Origin of the sequence: Maridesulfovibrio zosterae DSM 11974 (assembly GCF_000425265.1) — a bacterium.
In the GTDB taxonomy this organism is placed as follows: domain Bacteria; phylum Desulfobacterota; class Desulfovibrionia; order Desulfovibrionales; family Desulfovibrionaceae; genus Maridesulfovibrio; species Maridesulfovibrio zosterae.
On sequence record NZ_KE384342.1, the window covers coordinates 346,916 to 362,346 of the forward strand.

Annotated in this window: 15 protein-coding genes; all 15 read left to right on the plus strand. The window is 41.6% G+C overall.

All coding sequences use genetic code 11. From position 1 onward, the window contains the following. Nucleotides 1-73: 73 nt before the first annotated feature. The 15 genes from H589_RS0113100 (at nucleotide 74) to tolA (ending at nucleotide 15,425) form a co-directional block, all read left to right on the plus strand. Entirely contained in the window at nucleotides 74-637 is a 564-nt protein-coding gene (locus tag H589_RS0113100; protein ID WP_245577146.1) for a thermonuclease family protein, read from the plus strand. A gap of 59 nt (nucleotides 638-696) precedes the next feature. Next, the gene (locus tag H589_RS0113105; RefSeq protein WP_027722439.1) at nucleotides 697-2,094 is read left to right on the plus strand and encodes a glutamate synthase-related protein; all 1,398 of its coding nucleotides are present in this window, start codon (nucleotides 697-699) and stop codon (nucleotides 2,092-2,094) included. 9 nt (nucleotides 2,095-2,103) lie between these two features. Beyond that, nucleotides 2,104-2,547, plus strand: a complete 444-nt coding sequence (locus tag H589_RS0113110) for a 4Fe-4S dicluster domain-containing protein (RefSeq protein WP_027722440.1) — start codon at nucleotides 2,104-2,106, stop codon at nucleotides 2,545-2,547. 3 nt (nucleotides 2,548-2,550) lie between these two features. After that, complete coding sequence (locus H589_RS0113115) at nucleotides 2,551-3,822, plus strand: NAD(P)/FAD-dependent oxidoreductase (protein WP_027722441.1); 1,272 nt, start codon at nucleotides 2,551-2,553, stop codon at nucleotides 3,820-3,822. Between the two features lie 731 nt (nucleotides 3,823-4,553). After that, on the plus strand, nucleotides 4,554-4,904 hold the full coding sequence (gene yajC / locus H589_RS0113120) for a preprotein translocase subunit YajC (protein ID WP_027722442.1): 351 nt from the start codon (nucleotides 4,554-4,556) through the stop codon (nucleotides 4,902-4,904). A 118-nt stretch (nucleotides 4,905-5,022) separates the two neighbouring features. After that, the gene (gene secD / locus H589_RS0113125) at nucleotides 5,023-6,624 is read left to right on the plus strand and encodes a protein translocase subunit SecD (protein ID WP_027722443.1); all 1,602 of its coding nucleotides are present in this window, start codon (nucleotides 5,023-5,025) and stop codon (nucleotides 6,622-6,624) included. Between the two features lie 12 nt (nucleotides 6,625-6,636). Beyond that, nucleotides 6,637-7,716, plus strand: coding sequence for a protein translocase subunit SecF (secF, locus tag H589_RS0113130; RefSeq protein WP_027722444.1), 1,080 nt, complete (start codon nucleotides 6,637-6,639; stop codon nucleotides 7,714-7,716). 386 nt (nucleotides 7,717-8,102) lie between these two features. Then, the gene (locus H589_RS0113135; protein WP_027722445.1) at nucleotides 8,103-9,830 is read left to right on the plus strand and encodes an aldehyde ferredoxin oxidoreductase family protein; all 1,728 of its coding nucleotides are present in this window, start codon (nucleotides 8,103-8,105) and stop codon (nucleotides 9,828-9,830) included. 122 nt (nucleotides 9,831-9,952) lie between these two features. Then, on the plus strand, nucleotides 9,953-11,329 hold the full coding sequence (miaB, locus tag H589_RS0113140; protein ID WP_027722446.1) for a tRNA (N6-isopentenyl adenosine(37)-C2)-methylthiotransferase MiaB: 1,377 nt from the start codon (nucleotides 9,953-9,955) through the stop codon (nucleotides 11,327-11,329). Further along, a complete protein-coding gene (locus H589_RS0113145) occupies nucleotides 11,323-11,802 on the plus strand; it encodes a bifunctional nuclease family protein (protein WP_027722447.1) in 480 nt (159 codons plus the stop codon). The genes miaB and H589_RS0113145 overlap by 7 nt, the downstream gene beginning before the upstream one ends. 6 nt (nucleotides 11,803-11,808) lie before the next feature. After that, complete coding sequence (locus H589_RS0113150; RefSeq protein ID WP_027722448.1) at nucleotides 11,809-12,465, plus strand: histidinol phosphate phosphatase domain-containing protein; 657 nt, start codon at nucleotides 11,809-11,811, stop codon at nucleotides 12,463-12,465. Nucleotides 12,466-12,483: 18 nt separating this feature from the next. Beyond that, complete coding sequence (locus H589_RS0113155; protein ID WP_027722449.1) at nucleotides 12,484-13,239, plus strand: SIR2 family NAD-dependent protein deacylase; 756 nt, start codon at nucleotides 12,484-12,486, stop codon at nucleotides 13,237-13,239. Between the two features lie 52 nt (nucleotides 13,240-13,291). Then, entirely contained in the window at nucleotides 13,292-14,038 is a 747-nt protein-coding gene (locus H589_RS0113160; RefSeq protein ID WP_027722450.1) for a MotA/TolQ/ExbB proton channel family protein, read from the plus strand. A gap of 3 nt (nucleotides 14,039-14,041) precedes the next feature. Next, entirely contained in the window at nucleotides 14,042-14,458 is a 417-nt protein-coding gene (gene tolR / locus H589_RS0113165; RefSeq protein ID WP_027722451.1) for a protein TolR, read from the plus strand. 61 nt (nucleotides 14,459-14,519) lie between these two features. Beyond that, nucleotides 14,520-15,425: a cell envelope integrity protein TolA gene (gene tolA, locus H589_RS0113170; protein WP_027722452.1), complete on the plus strand. Its 906-nt coding sequence runs from the start codon at nucleotides 14,520-14,522 to the stop codon at nucleotides 15,423-15,425. The last annotated feature ends 6 nt before the right edge of the window (nucleotides 15,426-15,431 follow it).

The window sequence follows — 15,431 nt, forward strand, 5'->3', positions numbered from 1 at the left end:
GGGCTCCGTTTTATTTTTGAGTGTTTGTATTGTTTTATTCTGCTCTACTTTTGGATATGCGTTTGAAGGTAGGGTGAAGCATGTAATCGACGGAGATACTTTTGTTCTTTGGAACAACAAGACCGTACGAATAGCATCTGTCGATACACCGGAAATCGGGTATGAAGGACATTCTGATCAGTATTATGCTCGTGAGGCAAAAGAGATACTCACCAAACTCATTCTCGGTAAATCGGTGCAGATTGAATATACCCCGGATCATAAGGATCATTATAATAGAATTGTCGGATGGGTGTATGTGAATGGGATCTTTGTTAATGAATATTTGGTTAAAAATGGTGCTGCATTTTTTTATTATCATAAGAATAACCAGGAAAAATATCAGAATATCCTGTTAGAGGCACAGCGGAAGGCTTATGAAGATAAAAGTGGATTTTGGCCTGTAATCCAAAGAGTGAAAGAATTTAATTCGAATTGGATAGGGAACAGTCGTAGTCAGAGATGTTTTCCTGAAGGCAATAAGTATGCTTTAAGAACAGCCAAGCGAAACAGAATTTATTTTTCCAATCTTGGTAAGGCTTTTCTAGAGGGGTATTCTCCTGCACGAAATATAAATTTCTGGCCTGAGGTTAAGTAGCTTTTGGGGTATGCAGGTGAATGACAGAGTGATATTCAGGGGAACAGCGGAGAGAATTTGTGTTATTTAAAAAATTTACCAGCACATTTTGTGAGTTTCAAATTTTACGAGATACGGACTTGTGTATAAATTGTAAGATTTGTATCGGACAGTGTCCGTATGCAGCTTATTTCTGGGATAAAGCACGTAAAAAAGTTGCTCATGATAATCGTAAGTGTATAGGATGCTATCGATGTGTAGCCATGTGTCCTACTGTTGCACTTACTGTTAAGAAAAGTGATTTGTGTTTTCGGGACAATGGTTCATGGAAACCTGATTTTATGAAAAATATTTATCATCAGGCTCAAACTGTTAGCGCATTTTCACATATGCACAACTCTGATAACCAGCTTGTTTATTGGGATCAATTACTGCTTGATGGTAACGCTGCGGTAGATTCTGCATGCAGATCGATAGACCTTAATACTCATTTAGGGGCAAAGCCGGGCCTTGGATCTGACTGCGAAACTAATTCGACCGCATCAATAGAAATAAATATTCCACTTGTGTTTGCTGATATACCTTTCGGAATTATAAATTCGAATGTGAAAACAGCTATATCTGTGTCTGCTGAAGAGCTAGGCACTATTTGCTTTGTAGACTCAGGTAATCATCTAAAGAATATTGGAAAATATAGTCAGCTGGATTTTGTACAGAATGGCCCTGATTTGTATAATGAATATTGCTATTCCTTCAGCAAAGGAGCTGGGGTTGTAATTGATTTGACTGGGTTTGCTGGATCGATTGGCTTGAATCATAACATAGATTTTGTAGAAGATTTATCTAAGTTTATTGGTAAGGTTAAGCAGTCATCTGAAAAAAAAGTTCTCATAGCTGTTAAGATTGCGGCCGGACATGGTGTTGCAGATGTTGCTTCAGGAATAGTGAGTGCCGGGGCGGATGTTTTAATCCTTGAAGGAGTGCATTACGGAGCCAGTAGCAGTCCTGCAATGCCTGGCAAAGAGATGGGGCTTCCTATGGAAATAGCATTGTCATGCGTGGATCAGCGACTTCGTGATGATGATATGCGTTCCAGAGTTTCTATTGTTGCAGGTGGTTATATTCGTTGTAGCCGTGATGTTGTCAAAGCCATTGCTCTTGGGGCTGATGCTGTGAGTATTGATGTTGCGGCCCTGATTGCTGTCGGATGTACTCTTTGTGGTAGTTGTCATACTGGAAAGTGTGCATGGGGTATTTCAACAAATGATAAGAAACTGGTCAAACGTCAGAATCCTGAAATTGCAGCGGAGCAGCTGGTAAATTTTATGCGGAACTGGTCTCTTGAGATTACAGATATGCTTTGTTGTATGGGGCTAGATTCTATTGAAAGTCTTTGTGGGAACAGAAGTGTATTACGGGCTATAAGATTATCTGAAATTGAAATGGACGTTCTGGGCATTAAACACGCAGGCAGATAGGTTATAGATATGAAACGTATATACCCTGATCGAGATTATTGTATGGGGTGCGGACTTTGCCAATTGGCGTGTATGACTGTTCGTTCTGAGAGTAAAGACTTAATTATTGCTTATAATGAAGAACGTGCGAAAGGGCTGTCATCCTGTATAATGGTTTTCGAAAATGATGATAATTGTGTGGCAGTCAGTTGCCGGCATTGCCAAGAACCTGATTGTGTTGCTGTGTGTATTTCAGGAGCATTAACGAAAGATGAAATTTCAGGTATTACTGTCTATGATTCTGATAAATGCCTTGGTTGCTGGTCTTGTTTGATGGCTTGTCCATACGGAGCAATTCAGCGAAATAAAATGGAAAATAAAATAATCAAATGTGATCGTTGTGAAGAACGTGTAGAAGGTCCGGCCTGTGTTGAAGCCTGTCCAAATAGAGCATTGAAATATGAGGAAAGGTAGGTCATGGCATACGTAATTATAGGAAATGGTATAGCATCGCTAGGGGCTGTTGATGGCATACGCAAGTATGATAAAAAAACATCACTGACTGTTATAGGGGCGGAAAATAACGCAGCCTATGGCAAGCCGTTGACTTCATATTATATTGCGGGAAAAATTAATCAAAAACAGCTTTCCATGCGCCCGGATGAGTATTACGCCGAAAAAAAAGTTAATTTAAAATTGGGCACTTCAATTGTCGATATTGATGTTGAAAGTAAACTGATCGTTACATCAACCGGTGATCAAATCCCATTTGATAAACTTCTGCTTGCTACAGGCGGAATTCCTTTTTCCCCTAAGATAACAGGAGTGTATGGATCTGATGTATATAATTTTACTGCAGTCAAAGATGCATATAAACTTATAAACGTTCTTAAGGATATAAAAAGAGCGGTTGTTATAGGTGGAGGTCTTATAGGCATAAAGGCTGCTGAAAGCATGTATAATCGCGGTGTACAGGTTGCTGTCATCGAAGGTGCGAAGCGTATTATGCCGCTTGCGTTTGACGAGCAGGCATCTGGATTAATCCGTCAAAGAATTGATGAGACTGGAATGATTGTGCGCTGCGGCGTCAATGTAAAGGAAATAGTGCGTGATAAGCAGGGTGGAGTAAGAGGTGTTTTGCTTGATGACAATTCTTTTCTGGAAGCTGACGCAGTAGTTATTGCCATAGGAGTAGTTTCTAACATCGGACTTGCACGCGAAGCGGGAATTCAAGTCGAAAATGGTATAATCGTTAACGACTATATGCAGACAAATATTAAGAGCATATATGCTGCGGGAGATGTTGCTCAGGCAAAAGATGTTTTGTTTGATAAAGATAAAGTTGTGCCTGTATGGTCCAATGCCTACACTCAGGGGTATCATGCAGGTAAAAATATGGCGGGTAAAGTCTCAGAGTATCCCGGATCACTTTCCATGAGTTCTATCAGCTTTTTTGGGATGCCGACAATTTCAGTAGGTGAAGTAAATCCCACTGATGTTGATACCAGGTACGAATCATACACATTTTACAATGAACATAAGCAGAGTTATCGCAAGCTGATTTTTAAAGAAGAGACTTTGGTCGGCTACATATTAGTCGGTGATATAGATTTTGCCGGAATGTATACATCATTTATTAAATTTAAATTTAAAGTTGATGCATGTGCTCGAAAAAAACTTAGCGAGGGTGAGCCTGATGTTTTAATGTGGCCTGATGATTTTTTTAATAAAGCCTGGAACCCTGAGTAGAAATTCACAAGGTGTATTGCTACGGAAGTTGTTGCATATTTAATTGATTTCTTGGTAAGTAAGCACGGCTTAAGTCAAAAGTCTGTAACAGCCAGTTAAATCGTTCTCGACAATTTTACTGGACAGGCGTACATAGTTTTTGCATTAACTGACTGAGATTAATCAGTTACTTTGACGCATTACAGTTGGAATATCTCGTTTTGTGACACAAAATTGCAGTTAACAGGCAATGAAAACTTTCACGCACAAACAGTGCTGGGCTATTTACGTTCACAGCAATGTCGGGTATCGGGTAGTTATTCATAATGAATACTCAATATGGATCAGCAGCTTATGATTGTCAGCAGTAGAAAAGTTGCTGATTTTTTTGGAAAATATATGGCCTAAGGAGTTATTTTACTTCTTGGTATGTTTTCTGGTAAAGCAGATGCTCCCATAGCGGGTATGTCTTCTGGAATCAGCACGAATAGGGATATTTCTTATTTAAGCTGTTCTTTTTGAGATTATGGTAGAGATGAAATAAACTCTAACCCCCGCAGATGAGGGTTGTCTTAAGGTTTCATAAGGTTGCCCGTGATTATTTAGAGGAAATCGGTATTGATGCGTTAGATATATTTGCTTCTGAATTTAAGAGGCTTTAATTCTACAAGCATCGTCCGTATGGGAATATGTATGTTCCTGTTTAATAGGCGGATTGTTTAATTCGTACACAGTCTTTTCAGGAGGACGTAATGTTTTTTGCAGATATCGCCCATGCGATGGGTGCATCCGGGCAGCAGGCTCAGGGCGGCCCTATGGGAGCACTCGGTTCTTTTCTTCCCCTTATCCTTATGTTTGCTATTTTCTATTTTTTGCTCATCAGACCTCAGCAGAAAAAAGCTAAAGAGCACAAAGCAATGCTTGAAGGTATCCAGAAGGGCGACCGTATACTTACCGCCGGTGGATTATACGGAAGAGTTGTGGCTGTTGACGGTGATGAACTTACCATTGAAATTGCTGAAGGTATGCAGGTAAAACTTGACAGAGGCTATATTGCCGGGCTGTCTAATCCCGTCAAAAAAGAAACTAAGAAAGGCAAATAAGCCTTTATTGATAGTAGTTAAGCCTACAAGGCAAGTCACTTTTCGGTTTATTCGGAAAGTGCTTGCCTTTTTAGTGTTTTGTAACGTTTCCTAGTTGAATTTATAATAGGGAGAGGAGATGAACGGGAGTCTTCGTTGGAAAATTGTCCTGACTCTGCTTGTTGTTGTGTTTGGAGTAGCTTACCTTCTTCCTTCACTGCCTGCAGTTCAGAATTCAGGTTTGACTCGTTTTTTACCTGATGACAAAATCAGTTTGGGACTTGACCTCAAGGGCGGAATCCATCTTACACTAGGTGTAGATATGGATAAAGCTATGGAAAACAACCTTGCTCGCATGGGTGAAGACTTAAAAGTCGTTGCCAGAGAGGAAGGTGTAATTGTTTTGAAGCCGAAAGTTCTCAAAGGTGACAGAATTGAAGCGGTTCTTATTAATCAGGACCAGAAAGACAAGCTTGATGAGCTTGTTAAAAAAAGTTTCAGCAACCTTACTATTATCAGCTCCGTTGTTAACGCTGACGGAAAAGTCAATTACGTTTTTGCTCCTACTTCGGAATACAAAAAGTACCTGACCAAGCTGACGATGGATCAGGCTATCAAAACCATCCGTAACCGTATTGACCAGTTTGGTGTTGCAGAGCCGGATATCCGCAAACAGGAAGGCAACCGTATTCAGGTCCAGCTTCCGGGTATGCAGGATCCAGAAAGAGCAATTAAGATTATCGGTAAAACAGCACACCTTGAATTCAAGCTTGTTGATTCTGCCGCTGACCTTGAGAAAGCTAAGAAAGGCATTGTTGCACCTGGACGTGAAGTTACTGTCATCAGACACAGACTTCCCGATGGTTCATACGTTGAAAAACCGATTGTTCTTAAGCACGAAGCCATGCTGACAGGTGAGTATATCACTGATGCTCAAACTCGCTTTGACCAGTTTAACCAGCCTTATGTAACCCTGAACTTTAACGCTAGGGGTGCAAGGATTTTTGAACGAGTCACAGGTGAGAACATTAAAAAGCAGATGGCTATCGTTCTTGACGGAAAAGTTTATTCTGCTCCTACAATTCAGGATAAAATTGCAGGTGGACGCGCTTCTATTACCGGTAGCTACAGCACCGATGAGGCCCATGACCTTGCAATTGTCCTACGCGCCGGATCATTACCTGCTCCTGTAAAAATCCTTGAGCAGAGAACTGTTGGTCCTTCTCTTGGACAGGAGTCAATCGATAAAGGCGTTATGGCTGCTATTGTCGGTAGTATTGCAGTTCTGGCTTTTATGTTAGTATACTACGGTTTTGCCGGCTTTGTTGCTGATGTAGTTCTGGTTCTTAATATTGTCCTTATTTTAGCTGGACTTGCACTCTTCGGTGCAACTCTTACTCTTCCGGGTATCGCAGGTATTATCCTGACTATCGGTATGGCGGTTGATGCTAACGTAATTATCTTTGAGAGAATACGTGAAGAAATAAGAAGAGGTCTAACAGCTAAAGCCGCAATTGTGGAAGGTTACAATAGAGCGACCTTGACTATTCTTGATGCAAACATCACTACCGTAATCGCTGCTGTTATTCTTTACCAGTTCGGTACCGGGCCGGTGCGCGGTTTCGCGGTAACACTTACTTTGGGTATTATTACCTCTATGTTTACCGCTATTTTTGTTACCCGCATCTTGTTTGATCTTTACACCTCCAAGCGTGCCGCAGATGCGCCGCTGAGTATTTAGGGAGAGTGAATAATGGGATTACAGATAATAAAACCCGATACCAAGATTGATTTTGTCGGATTGAAACGTACAGCTTTTATTATTTCAGCTGTGCTTATTCTTCTTGGGCTTGCTTCCTTGATTGTAAAAGGCGGTCCCAAGTACGGAATTGATTTTGCCGGCGGTATCGTGGTTCAGGTTAAATTTGATAAACAAGTTGAAGTTAAGGAAGTTAAAAATGCCCTTCAAGGCACGAAACTTCCAGGACTTGTTGTTCAGAGATTTGGTCATGCTGATGATAATGAAATTCTGATCAGGACATCTACTTCAGATATCAGCTCTGCTGACGTCCGTGATATGATTTCCAAGGATTTTACTGCTAACCTTTCCAAAACAGGATTTGATATTCAGCGTTTTGATATGGTTGGCCCGAAAGTTGGTTCGGACCTTAGAACTAAGGCTCTTGAAGCATTGTATTTTGCTGTGCTTTTGATTGCTATTTATATCTCGGGTCGTTTTGAACAGCGTTGGTTTGCAGCTGCGATTATGGCCGGAGCTCTTTTCGGTGGTATCAGTGTGTTGCAGTTTATGGGAATGTCAACAACAGTGCTTATTTTTGGAGCTCTGTTCATCACTCTCGGTCTATGCTGGTATTTGAAACTGAACTATGCTTTAGGAGCAATTGTTGCTCTTATTCATGACTTACTGATTACTGTTGGTATTTTCTCTTTGCTTAACAAAGAGTTTGACCTCACAATCATCGCAGCCCTGCTGACAATCATTGGTTACTCTCTGAACGATACTATTATTGTTTTTGACCGTATCCGTGAGAATTTGAACGGCAAGGCGGCTCCTACTCTGGCAGAGATTATTAATCTCAGTGTTAACCAGACTCTCAGTAGAACTATCCTTACTTCCGGAACAACTCTTCTGGTTGTTGCGGCTTTGTTCATACTCGGTGGAGGAGTCATTCATGACTTTGCTCTGGCAATGCTGGTTGGTGTAGGTGTCGGTACTTATTCTTCAATCTTTGTAGCAAGCCCGATCCTTCTTGGATTTGGCCCCAGTATGACGGATAAAGATGATGATGCCTCTGGAGTTGAAGCTGCTTAATTAAAGTAGCTTTACATTTTGATTCTTTGAGCGGGGACGACCTTTATGTCGTCCCCGCTTTTTTATTATTAGCTTATTTTAAATTTTATAAATTACAGTTGTTTTTATGTTATTTATTTTAAATATACTTATATTTTATTTACAATTTATCTTTAGTGTTTATTTTAACTGTAGTGTTATGATTTAATCCTGTATTTCCTTATGAATTATATTCATATTTTTATTATGTCTAAAATTATATAATTAAAACTTATGTGCTTGCTGTGATATAATTTAAAAACTTTGACAATATTTATTCAGAGTATATAGTTTGAGCACTTATTAACAATAATACTATGTTAAATGAAGGTTGGTTTTTGCTAAAACTTTAAATTCATGGGGGTAATATGCCCAGAATCCTTAGAATCAATACTCGCACCAAAGAGTTCAAGTTTGACGAACTCGGTGATTACGCAGGTCTTGGCGGTCGTGCCCTGACATCAAGACTCGTAAACACTGAAGTACCCGGCGACTGTCATGCTCTTTCTGCTGAAAATAAACTCGTATGGGCTGCGGGTATTCTCGGTGGAAGTGGTGCTGCTAACTCAGGAAGACTTTCTTGCGGTGCAAAGTCTCCCCTTACTGGCGGTATTAAAGAAAGTAACACTGGTGGTCAGTTTGCGCAGAGTCTTCCTGCATTAGATCTACTTGCCATTGTTTTTGAAGATAAACCTGATGCTGATGCAGATTTTTCTATTGTTGAAATCTATGCTGATCGCGTTGAGTTCAAAGACGCTTCTCCTGTAGTGGGGCTGGATAACTATCCTGCACATGAAGAGCTTAAAAAAATATATGGAGCCAAGGCCGTAACGGCTTTAACTGGTCCTGCCGGTGAGCAGTGTCTGGCGGCTTCTACTATTCAGTTTTCTGATCCTCATCTGCATCCTGCACGATCTGCTGGTCGTGGGGGGATGGGTGCTGTTATGGGATCCAAAAAAATTAAAGCAGTAGTTCTTGATCCTAATTCAAAGGGTCGTATGAAACCTATTAATGAAGAGAAGTTTAAAGTCGCACGTAAACGTTGGACTGAAATTCTCATGGGTCACCCTGTTACCAGCGAAGGGCTTCCTGCATTCGGTACAGCAATTCTCGTTAATATCATTAATGAAGCAGGAGCCTTGCCTACCAAAAACTTCCGTTATGGTCGTTTTGACGATGCTGCTGATATTTCAGGTGAAAAAATAGCTGAAGTCATTGAATCTCGTGGTGGTAAGACCAAAGAAGGTTGTCATACCGGTTGTGTTATTCAGTGCTCACAGCGTTACAATGATAAAGACGGCAATTACCTGACCTCAGGTTTCGAATATGAAACAGTATGGGGGTTCGGTGCCAACTGCATGATCAATGACATAGATGATATTGCAACCATGGACCGTATCTGTGACGAGAAAGGTATCGATACCATTGAAATGGGTTGTGCTATGGCGGTTGCGATGGATGGCGGTGTTTTAGAGTGGGGCGACAGCAAAGGCGGAATAGAGCTGCTTAAGAAAGTCGGTTCATCTGATCCTATCGGTCGCATTATCGGTAATGGAGCAGATTTTACCGGGCAGGCTTTTGGCGTAGATCGCATTCCTACGGTTAAGGGACAGGGCCTCCCTGCATATGACCCTCGTTCAGTTAAAGGTGTCGGAGTAACATATGCAACTACTCCAATGGGCGGTGACCACACAGCCGGATACGCAGTAGCTACCAATATTCTTAAGGTCGGTGGAGATGTTGACCCTCTTTCTAAAGAAGGGCAGGTCGAGCTCTCCAAAAACCTTCAGATTGCTACCGCATCCATCGATGCTTTAGGGCTTTGCCTCTTCGTTGCATTTGCTGTCCTTGATACTGAAGATGCAGTACAATGTATCTGCGATCTCGTAGGTGCAGCACATGGTATTGATTATACTGCCGATGATTTTATAGCTCTTGGTGTAAATACTCTTAAGGATGAACTGGATTTCAACCGTAAGGCTGGATTTACCAAGCTGGACGATCAATTGCCACGGTTCTTTAGTGAAGAAAAACTTGGACCTCATGATACCATCTGGGATTACTCAGTTGAAGAGCTTCAGGCTGCTAAAGTCTAAGTTTGTATTAATAAAATGATTATTAAGCCCGGTTGAGTTCGCTCAGCCGGGCTTAATTTTTGATTGGCTAAGCAGTGCTTTGCAGGGTTTACCAGCGAAGACTTATGGAGTATGTGCGGGGTATGAAATTTACAGTACTAACATTCGGTTGTCAGATGAATGTCCATGATTCGGACTGGCTTATTCGTGCTATGGAGAGTCGGGGCTGGACTGCTGTGGACGAATCAGAGGCTAATATATTTGTTATTAACACTTGTTCTGTGCGCGATAAGCCTGAACAGAAAGTATACAGTGTGCTGGGTCGATTGGCTCCCTTATGCAAAAATACAGGTGATTTTGTGGCTGTGGGCGGTTGTGTTGCGCAACAGATAGGGGACGGTTTTCTGGAAAAATTCCCTCATGTAAGACTTGTGTTCGGTAGTGACGGCATCGCACAGGCTCCTGCTGCTCTTGAAGATTTAGCACAAAATCATGAAAAGAGACTGGTTCTCAATGATTTTTTGTCAGAATATCCAGAACGGGAAGGTGGTGAGGTTTTACCTAATACTGATCTTCTTCCTCCTGGTATAGGCACAATTCCGGGACAAGCTTTCGTGAATATAATGCAGGGGTGTGACAACTTTTGTGCTTATTGCATTGTACCGTATACTAGAGGCAGACAGAAATCACGTTCATCAGAGGCCATCATTAATGAATGCAAATCGCTTGTTAAAGCTGGTATTCGCGAGATCACCCTTTTGGGGCAGAATGTTAATAGCTTCGGTATTGATAAAAAAGGGAAAGATTTAAGCTTTGCCGAGCTGCTATATAAAATTTCTGATATAAATGGTTTAGAGCGTATAAGATTTACGACTTCACATCCTAAGGATATTGCCCCGGAAGTTGTAAGAGCATTTGGTGAGCTGCATAATCTTTGCCCAAGTCTGCATCTTCCCGTGCAGTCTGGTTCAGATAATATTTTAAAGAAGATGGGGCGTAAATATGATCGTACCCGCTATCTTCAAATTGTAGATGACCTTCGTAAAGCGTGTCCGGATATTGCTTTGACAACAGATCTTATTGTGGGATTCCCCGGTGAGACTGATGAAGATTTTGAGCAGACGATGGATATAATGGAAAGAGTTCGTTATGAAAGTAGTTTTTCTTTCAAATATTCAGACCGACCTGGAGTGGCAGCCGTAAAAATGCAGCCTAAAGTTTCTGAAGACGTTGCACAGAGTCGTCTTGCCCGCTTGCAGGAAAGACAAAAGAGTATTACTAGAGAAAGTCTAGATGATTTAGTCGAACGTGAAATGGTTATTTTGCTGGAACGTCCAAGCAGACGTCAGCCAAGCGGTGGCATTTCGTGGAGAGGCAAAGATATGGGTGGACGTGTGGTCAATGTCTATTTTGCCGGTTATACTGATGAGAAGACACTTGGCGGTAAAATGGTTAAGGTTAAGATTATTGAAGCCAAGAATCATTCCCTGATAGGGGCCAAGGTGGGAGAGCCATGGTAGAAATGCAGGTTTACGGGCTGGCCGTTGAAAATGATACAGATTCTCCAGTTCTTGTTTTGAAGAATGAGGAGATTGGGACGGTCCTGCCTATTTGGATAGGAGCCATGGAAGCAATGGCTATTTCAATGATATTGAATGAAGTTGCAATGCCACGCCCTATGACACATGACCTGCTTCTTAACACCATTGTGACCTTCGGCGGTAAAGTTCAGACTGTTGATATTGTGGATATGGAGAAAGGAACTTTCTTCGCAGAGATTATCGTTGAACGCGAAGGTGAAATATTGATTATTGATGCACGGCCTTCAGATGCCGTTGCATTGGCTGTCCGGGCTGACTGTCCGGTACGTGTCTCACAGAAAGTTCTTGATATGGCCGGAACAAAAGATGTTGACCAGAATATAAGTTCAAAGTCCAAGTGGGATGACGAGCTCGAAGAGCTTTCTCCAGATGACTATAAATATAAGATGTAGGTTTATATGATTGATTTTCACACCCACACTGTTTTCAGTGATGGCGAGCTTATTCCAGCTGAATTGGCCCGACGGGCCAGAGTGGCAGGTTACCGAGCTCTGGCAATGACTGATCATGCTGATTCCAGCAATATTGATATAATACTTAAAAATATTAAGCGTTTTGCAAAGAAACATGGTCATTACTTTGATATTGATGTTTTTGCAGGTCTTGAACTGACTCACGTTCCTCCTGGATTAATAGGGGAAATGGTCGAGCAGGCCAGAGAATCCGATGCTCAGATTGTCCTTGTACATGGAGAAACCATAGTGGAACCTGTGGCGGAAGGAACAAACCTTGCTGCCATTGAGGCCAGAGTTGATGTCTTGGCTCATCCCGGTTTAATCAGCGATATTGAAGTCAAGCTTGCTGCCGAATATGGAGTATGTCTTGAGATTACAACCCGTAAAGGACACAGTCTGACTAATGGTCACGTTGTTGCTCTTGCGCGTAAGTACGGTGCAAAGTTGGTAATTAATAATGATGCACATGCTCCCGGTGATCTTGTAGACCTGGATATGCGTCGTAAGATCGCGTTAGGTGCGGGCATGAGCGTTGCTGAATATGGACAGGCAGAAGAAAATTCTCGTCAATTAGTGCAGAAATTGATGAAGCGTTCATAGGCTGTTTCAGGCAGAAGAATGGACAAGTATAGTTCCAAGATATCAGAGGCTGTAAAGCTTATTTCCAAAGCCAGATGTTCAGTTGTCCTGACCGGGGCAGGTATGTCCGTTGCGAGCGGAATTCCTGATTTTCGAAGTCCCGGCGGACTCTGGTCTAAATATGATTCTGAAAAAGTAGCATCCATCAGGGCTTTGCACTCAGATCCGCTTACTGTGTGGAAATTTTTGCAGGAAGCCGCAAAAATGATGAATAAGGCTCAACCTAATGATGCGCATAGAGCTTTAGCTGAACTAGAACGTAATAGATATGTACAGGGTATTATCACTCAGAACATTGATGGATTGCATCAGCGTGCCGGTTCATTAAATGTTATTGAGTTTCACGGTAATTGCAGCAGTTTCTATTGCATGGAATGTTTTGTCCCTTTTGACGCATCTAAAATTCCGGATTGTGAACTACCTGTTCGGTGTCCTGAATGTTCTGGTATAATTAGACCTGATCTTGTTTTTTATGGTGAGCAGATTCCTTCTGATGCATACAAGAATGCTTTTGAACTCGCAGATCAATCGGATGTTGTTATTGTTGCCGGTACTTCCGGTGGTGTTGTGCCTGCCAGTTTAATTCCTCCGCGTATTCAGGATGCAGGTGGTAAGATTATTGAGATAAACAGGACGCCTTCAGCTTATTCAGGTATGAGTGATATTTTTATTGAAGGTTCTGTGGAGTCGGTTCTGCCAAAAATTGCGCAGAGCCTTTGCTCGAAGACAGTTTAAATTTATAATACCTGCTTGTTTCTATGGCAGGGCAAAAAAGGGTGCGTGCAGTATGGATTTTATACCTCAAGGCGGAATTTTCGCCATGCTCGAATCCGCTACAATTGTGGTAAAGTGTGTACTTTGCCTCCTTGCAGCTATGTCAATGTGGAGTTGGACAATAATTTTTTGGAAAATGATATCTTTAGGAAAGGCGAGAACACGTATTCTTAAAGGCAATCAGATAATGGAAGAGGCTGATTCTCTTTCTTCAGGACTTACTGCAATCAGCAGAACCAGTTCCTCACCCCTGAATCGCATCGGAACCGCTGCGGTGAAAGAGTACCGTGTCCTTGAAAAATCAGCTGTAAGTCCCAGTCATAAGCGCAGACTTATTAAAGACACGCTTCGCCGGATTCTCAGGCAGAAAGTAAGTTCTGAAATGAAGAAACTTACTTCTTCTTTGTCATTTCTGGCCACATGCGCAAACGGGGCTCCTTTCATAGGATTATTTGGTACTGTATGGGGAATTATGAATTCTTTTCATGCAATAGGCTCTGCAAAATCGGCAGCTCTGTCAGCGGTTGCTCCTGGTATTTCAGAAGCTCTTATTGCAACAGCTATAGGTCTTGCCGTAGCTATTCCTGCAACCATTGCCTATAACTTTTTTCTTGGAGTTCTGAACGGTATTGAGACTGAAATGGTTAACTTTGCTGGAGCGTTTCTTAATCGTGTAGAGCGCGAAGTTTCATGGGTAGAACCAGTCTCCAAAGGTTCTGCGCAGACTTCAATGGATCATGAATCATCCATACAGGGGTAGCTGATGGGCATTTCTACAAATAACAAAGGGATGCTTGCTGAGATCAACGTTACACCATTTGTTGATGTTATGTTGGTGTTGCTCATCATTTTCATGGTGACCGCTCCGTTGATGACTCAAGGAGTTGAAGTGGACCTGCCGCAGACGAGGACTGTTCGTTCTCTGCCTCAAGATAATGAACATCTTGTACTTTCCATAAGTGGTAATGGAGATATTTATCTTGATGAGTATAAAGTCGGGTTTGATGAATTGCAGAGTCATCTTGAAAAATTGGTGAAGAAACAGAATAAAATGCTTTTTCTGAGAGCCGATAAAAATGTTGCCTATGGTGAGGTTGTGAAAGTCATGGGTGAAATTAAGGCGGCAGGAATTGACAGGCTTGGTATGGTTGCTGAGCCTATAGATAAAAAGAAAAAATAGAGTCTGATCATAAGGTCTGATTAATTTATAGATATTACTAATATACAGGGCTAATTTATTGATGAAAATCATTGGTCTTTTCATCTCATTACTGCTTCATGCAGGACTTGTCTTTTTGACTTTATCATGGTCGGTTTCTCCTCCTGTGAAAATTTCATTAGATATGCCTGTATACAATGTTGATCTGGTCAGCCTTGCTTCTATCCCGGCTGCTCCAGTTGTTAAAAAATCATCTCCGGCTAAACCAAAGCTTTCTAAACCTGAATCTGTTGCTCTTCCAGCAGCAAAACCGAAAGTGGCTCCTGCAGCCAAGCCTGAAGCTATAAAAGCTCCAGAGCCTAAAGCAGCTCCAAAACCTAAAGCAGTACCTAAAGTGAAAAAGATTTCACCTAAAAAGGTAAAAACAACTCATTCTCCGAAAAAAAAAGTTGATAAATCTGTAAAGAAAGAAAAGCCTGTCACTAAGAAAGCGGAGAAAAAAACTCCTGTTAAAAAAGTAAAACCCAAGAAGCCTGAAGTTAGTGCTGAAGATGCCTTTGCTGCTGATATGGCTGCATTGGCAAAAATTGTTGAAAAGCAGGAGAAGGCAGAGAGACAAGCTGTTGCCAGTGATTTAGCTGATCTTGCTAGAACTGCAGAATCTACGGCTGTTTCAGGTTCTGCTGACGGTGAATCTGGGGCTTCAGGGCTTGTTCAGGTTTACGCTTCAATTGTAAAAGAAGAAGTCCGCAAAAATTGGCGTTATCCTGTGTTCGGTCAGAAACAAAACCTTGAAGCACAGGTGCAGATTCAGCTCAAGTCAACTGGGGAGATTAGTAATATCAAGTTGCTGAAATCATCTGGTAACGTTGATTTTGATGATTCCGTGATGACCGCATTACGAGATACAGAGGTTTTGCCTAAACCTCCTGGAACCTCCATCAGAACTCTCGTTGTAAACTTTAATCTGCATGACTTTGATCAGTAAGTCTGG

What these genes read in the sequence shown, in the direction of transcription:
- H589_RS0113110 (WP_027722440.1), top strand. Translation starts at nt 2,104, where the DNA reads ATGAAACGTATATACCCTGATCGAGATTATTGTATGGGGTGCGGACTT.
- H589_RS0113145 (WP_027722447.1), top strand. Translation starts at nt 11,323, where the DNA reads ATGGTAGAAATGCAGGTTTACGGGCTGGCCGTTGAAAATGATACAGAT.
- H589_RS0113155 (WP_027722449.1), top strand. Translation starts at nt 12,484, where the DNA reads ATGGACAAGTATAGTTCCAAGATATCAGAGGCTGTAAAGCTTATTTCC.
- secF (WP_027722444.1), top strand. Translation starts at nt 6,637, where the DNA reads ATGGGATTACAGATAATAAAACCCGATACCAAGATTGATTTTGTCGGA.
- H589_RS0113160 (WP_027722450.1), top strand. Translation starts at nt 13,292, where the DNA reads ATGGATTTTATACCTCAAGGCGGAATTTTCGCCATGCTCGAATCCGCT.
- yajC (WP_027722442.1), top strand. Translation starts at nt 4,554, where the DNA reads ATGTTTTTTGCAGATATCGCCCATGCGATGGGTGCATCCGGGCAGCAG.
- miaB (WP_027722446.1), top strand. Translation starts at nt 9,953, where the DNA reads ATGAAATTTACAGTACTAACATTCGGTTGTCAGATGAATGTCCATGAT.
- tolA (WP_027722452.1), top strand. Translation starts at nt 14,520, where the DNA reads ATGAAAATCATTGGTCTTTTCATCTCATTACTGCTTCATGCAGGACTT.
- H589_RS0113150 (WP_027722448.1), top strand. Translation starts at nt 11,809, where the DNA reads ATGATTGATTTTCACACCCACACTGTTTTCAGTGATGGCGAGCTTATT.
- secD (WP_027722443.1), top strand. Translation starts at nt 5,023, where the DNA reads ATGAACGGGAGTCTTCGTTGGAAAATTGTCCTGACTCTGCTTGTTGTT.
- H589_RS0113135 (WP_027722445.1), top strand. Translation starts at nt 8,103, where the DNA reads ATGCCCAGAATCCTTAGAATCAATACTCGCACCAAAGAGTTCAAGTTT.
- H589_RS0113115 (WP_027722441.1), top strand. Translation starts at nt 2,551, where the DNA reads ATGGCATACGTAATTATAGGAAATGGTATAGCATCGCTAGGGGCTGTT.
- tolR (WP_027722451.1), top strand. Translation starts at nt 14,042, where the DNA reads ATGGGCATTTCTACAAATAACAAAGGGATGCTTGCTGAGATCAACGTT.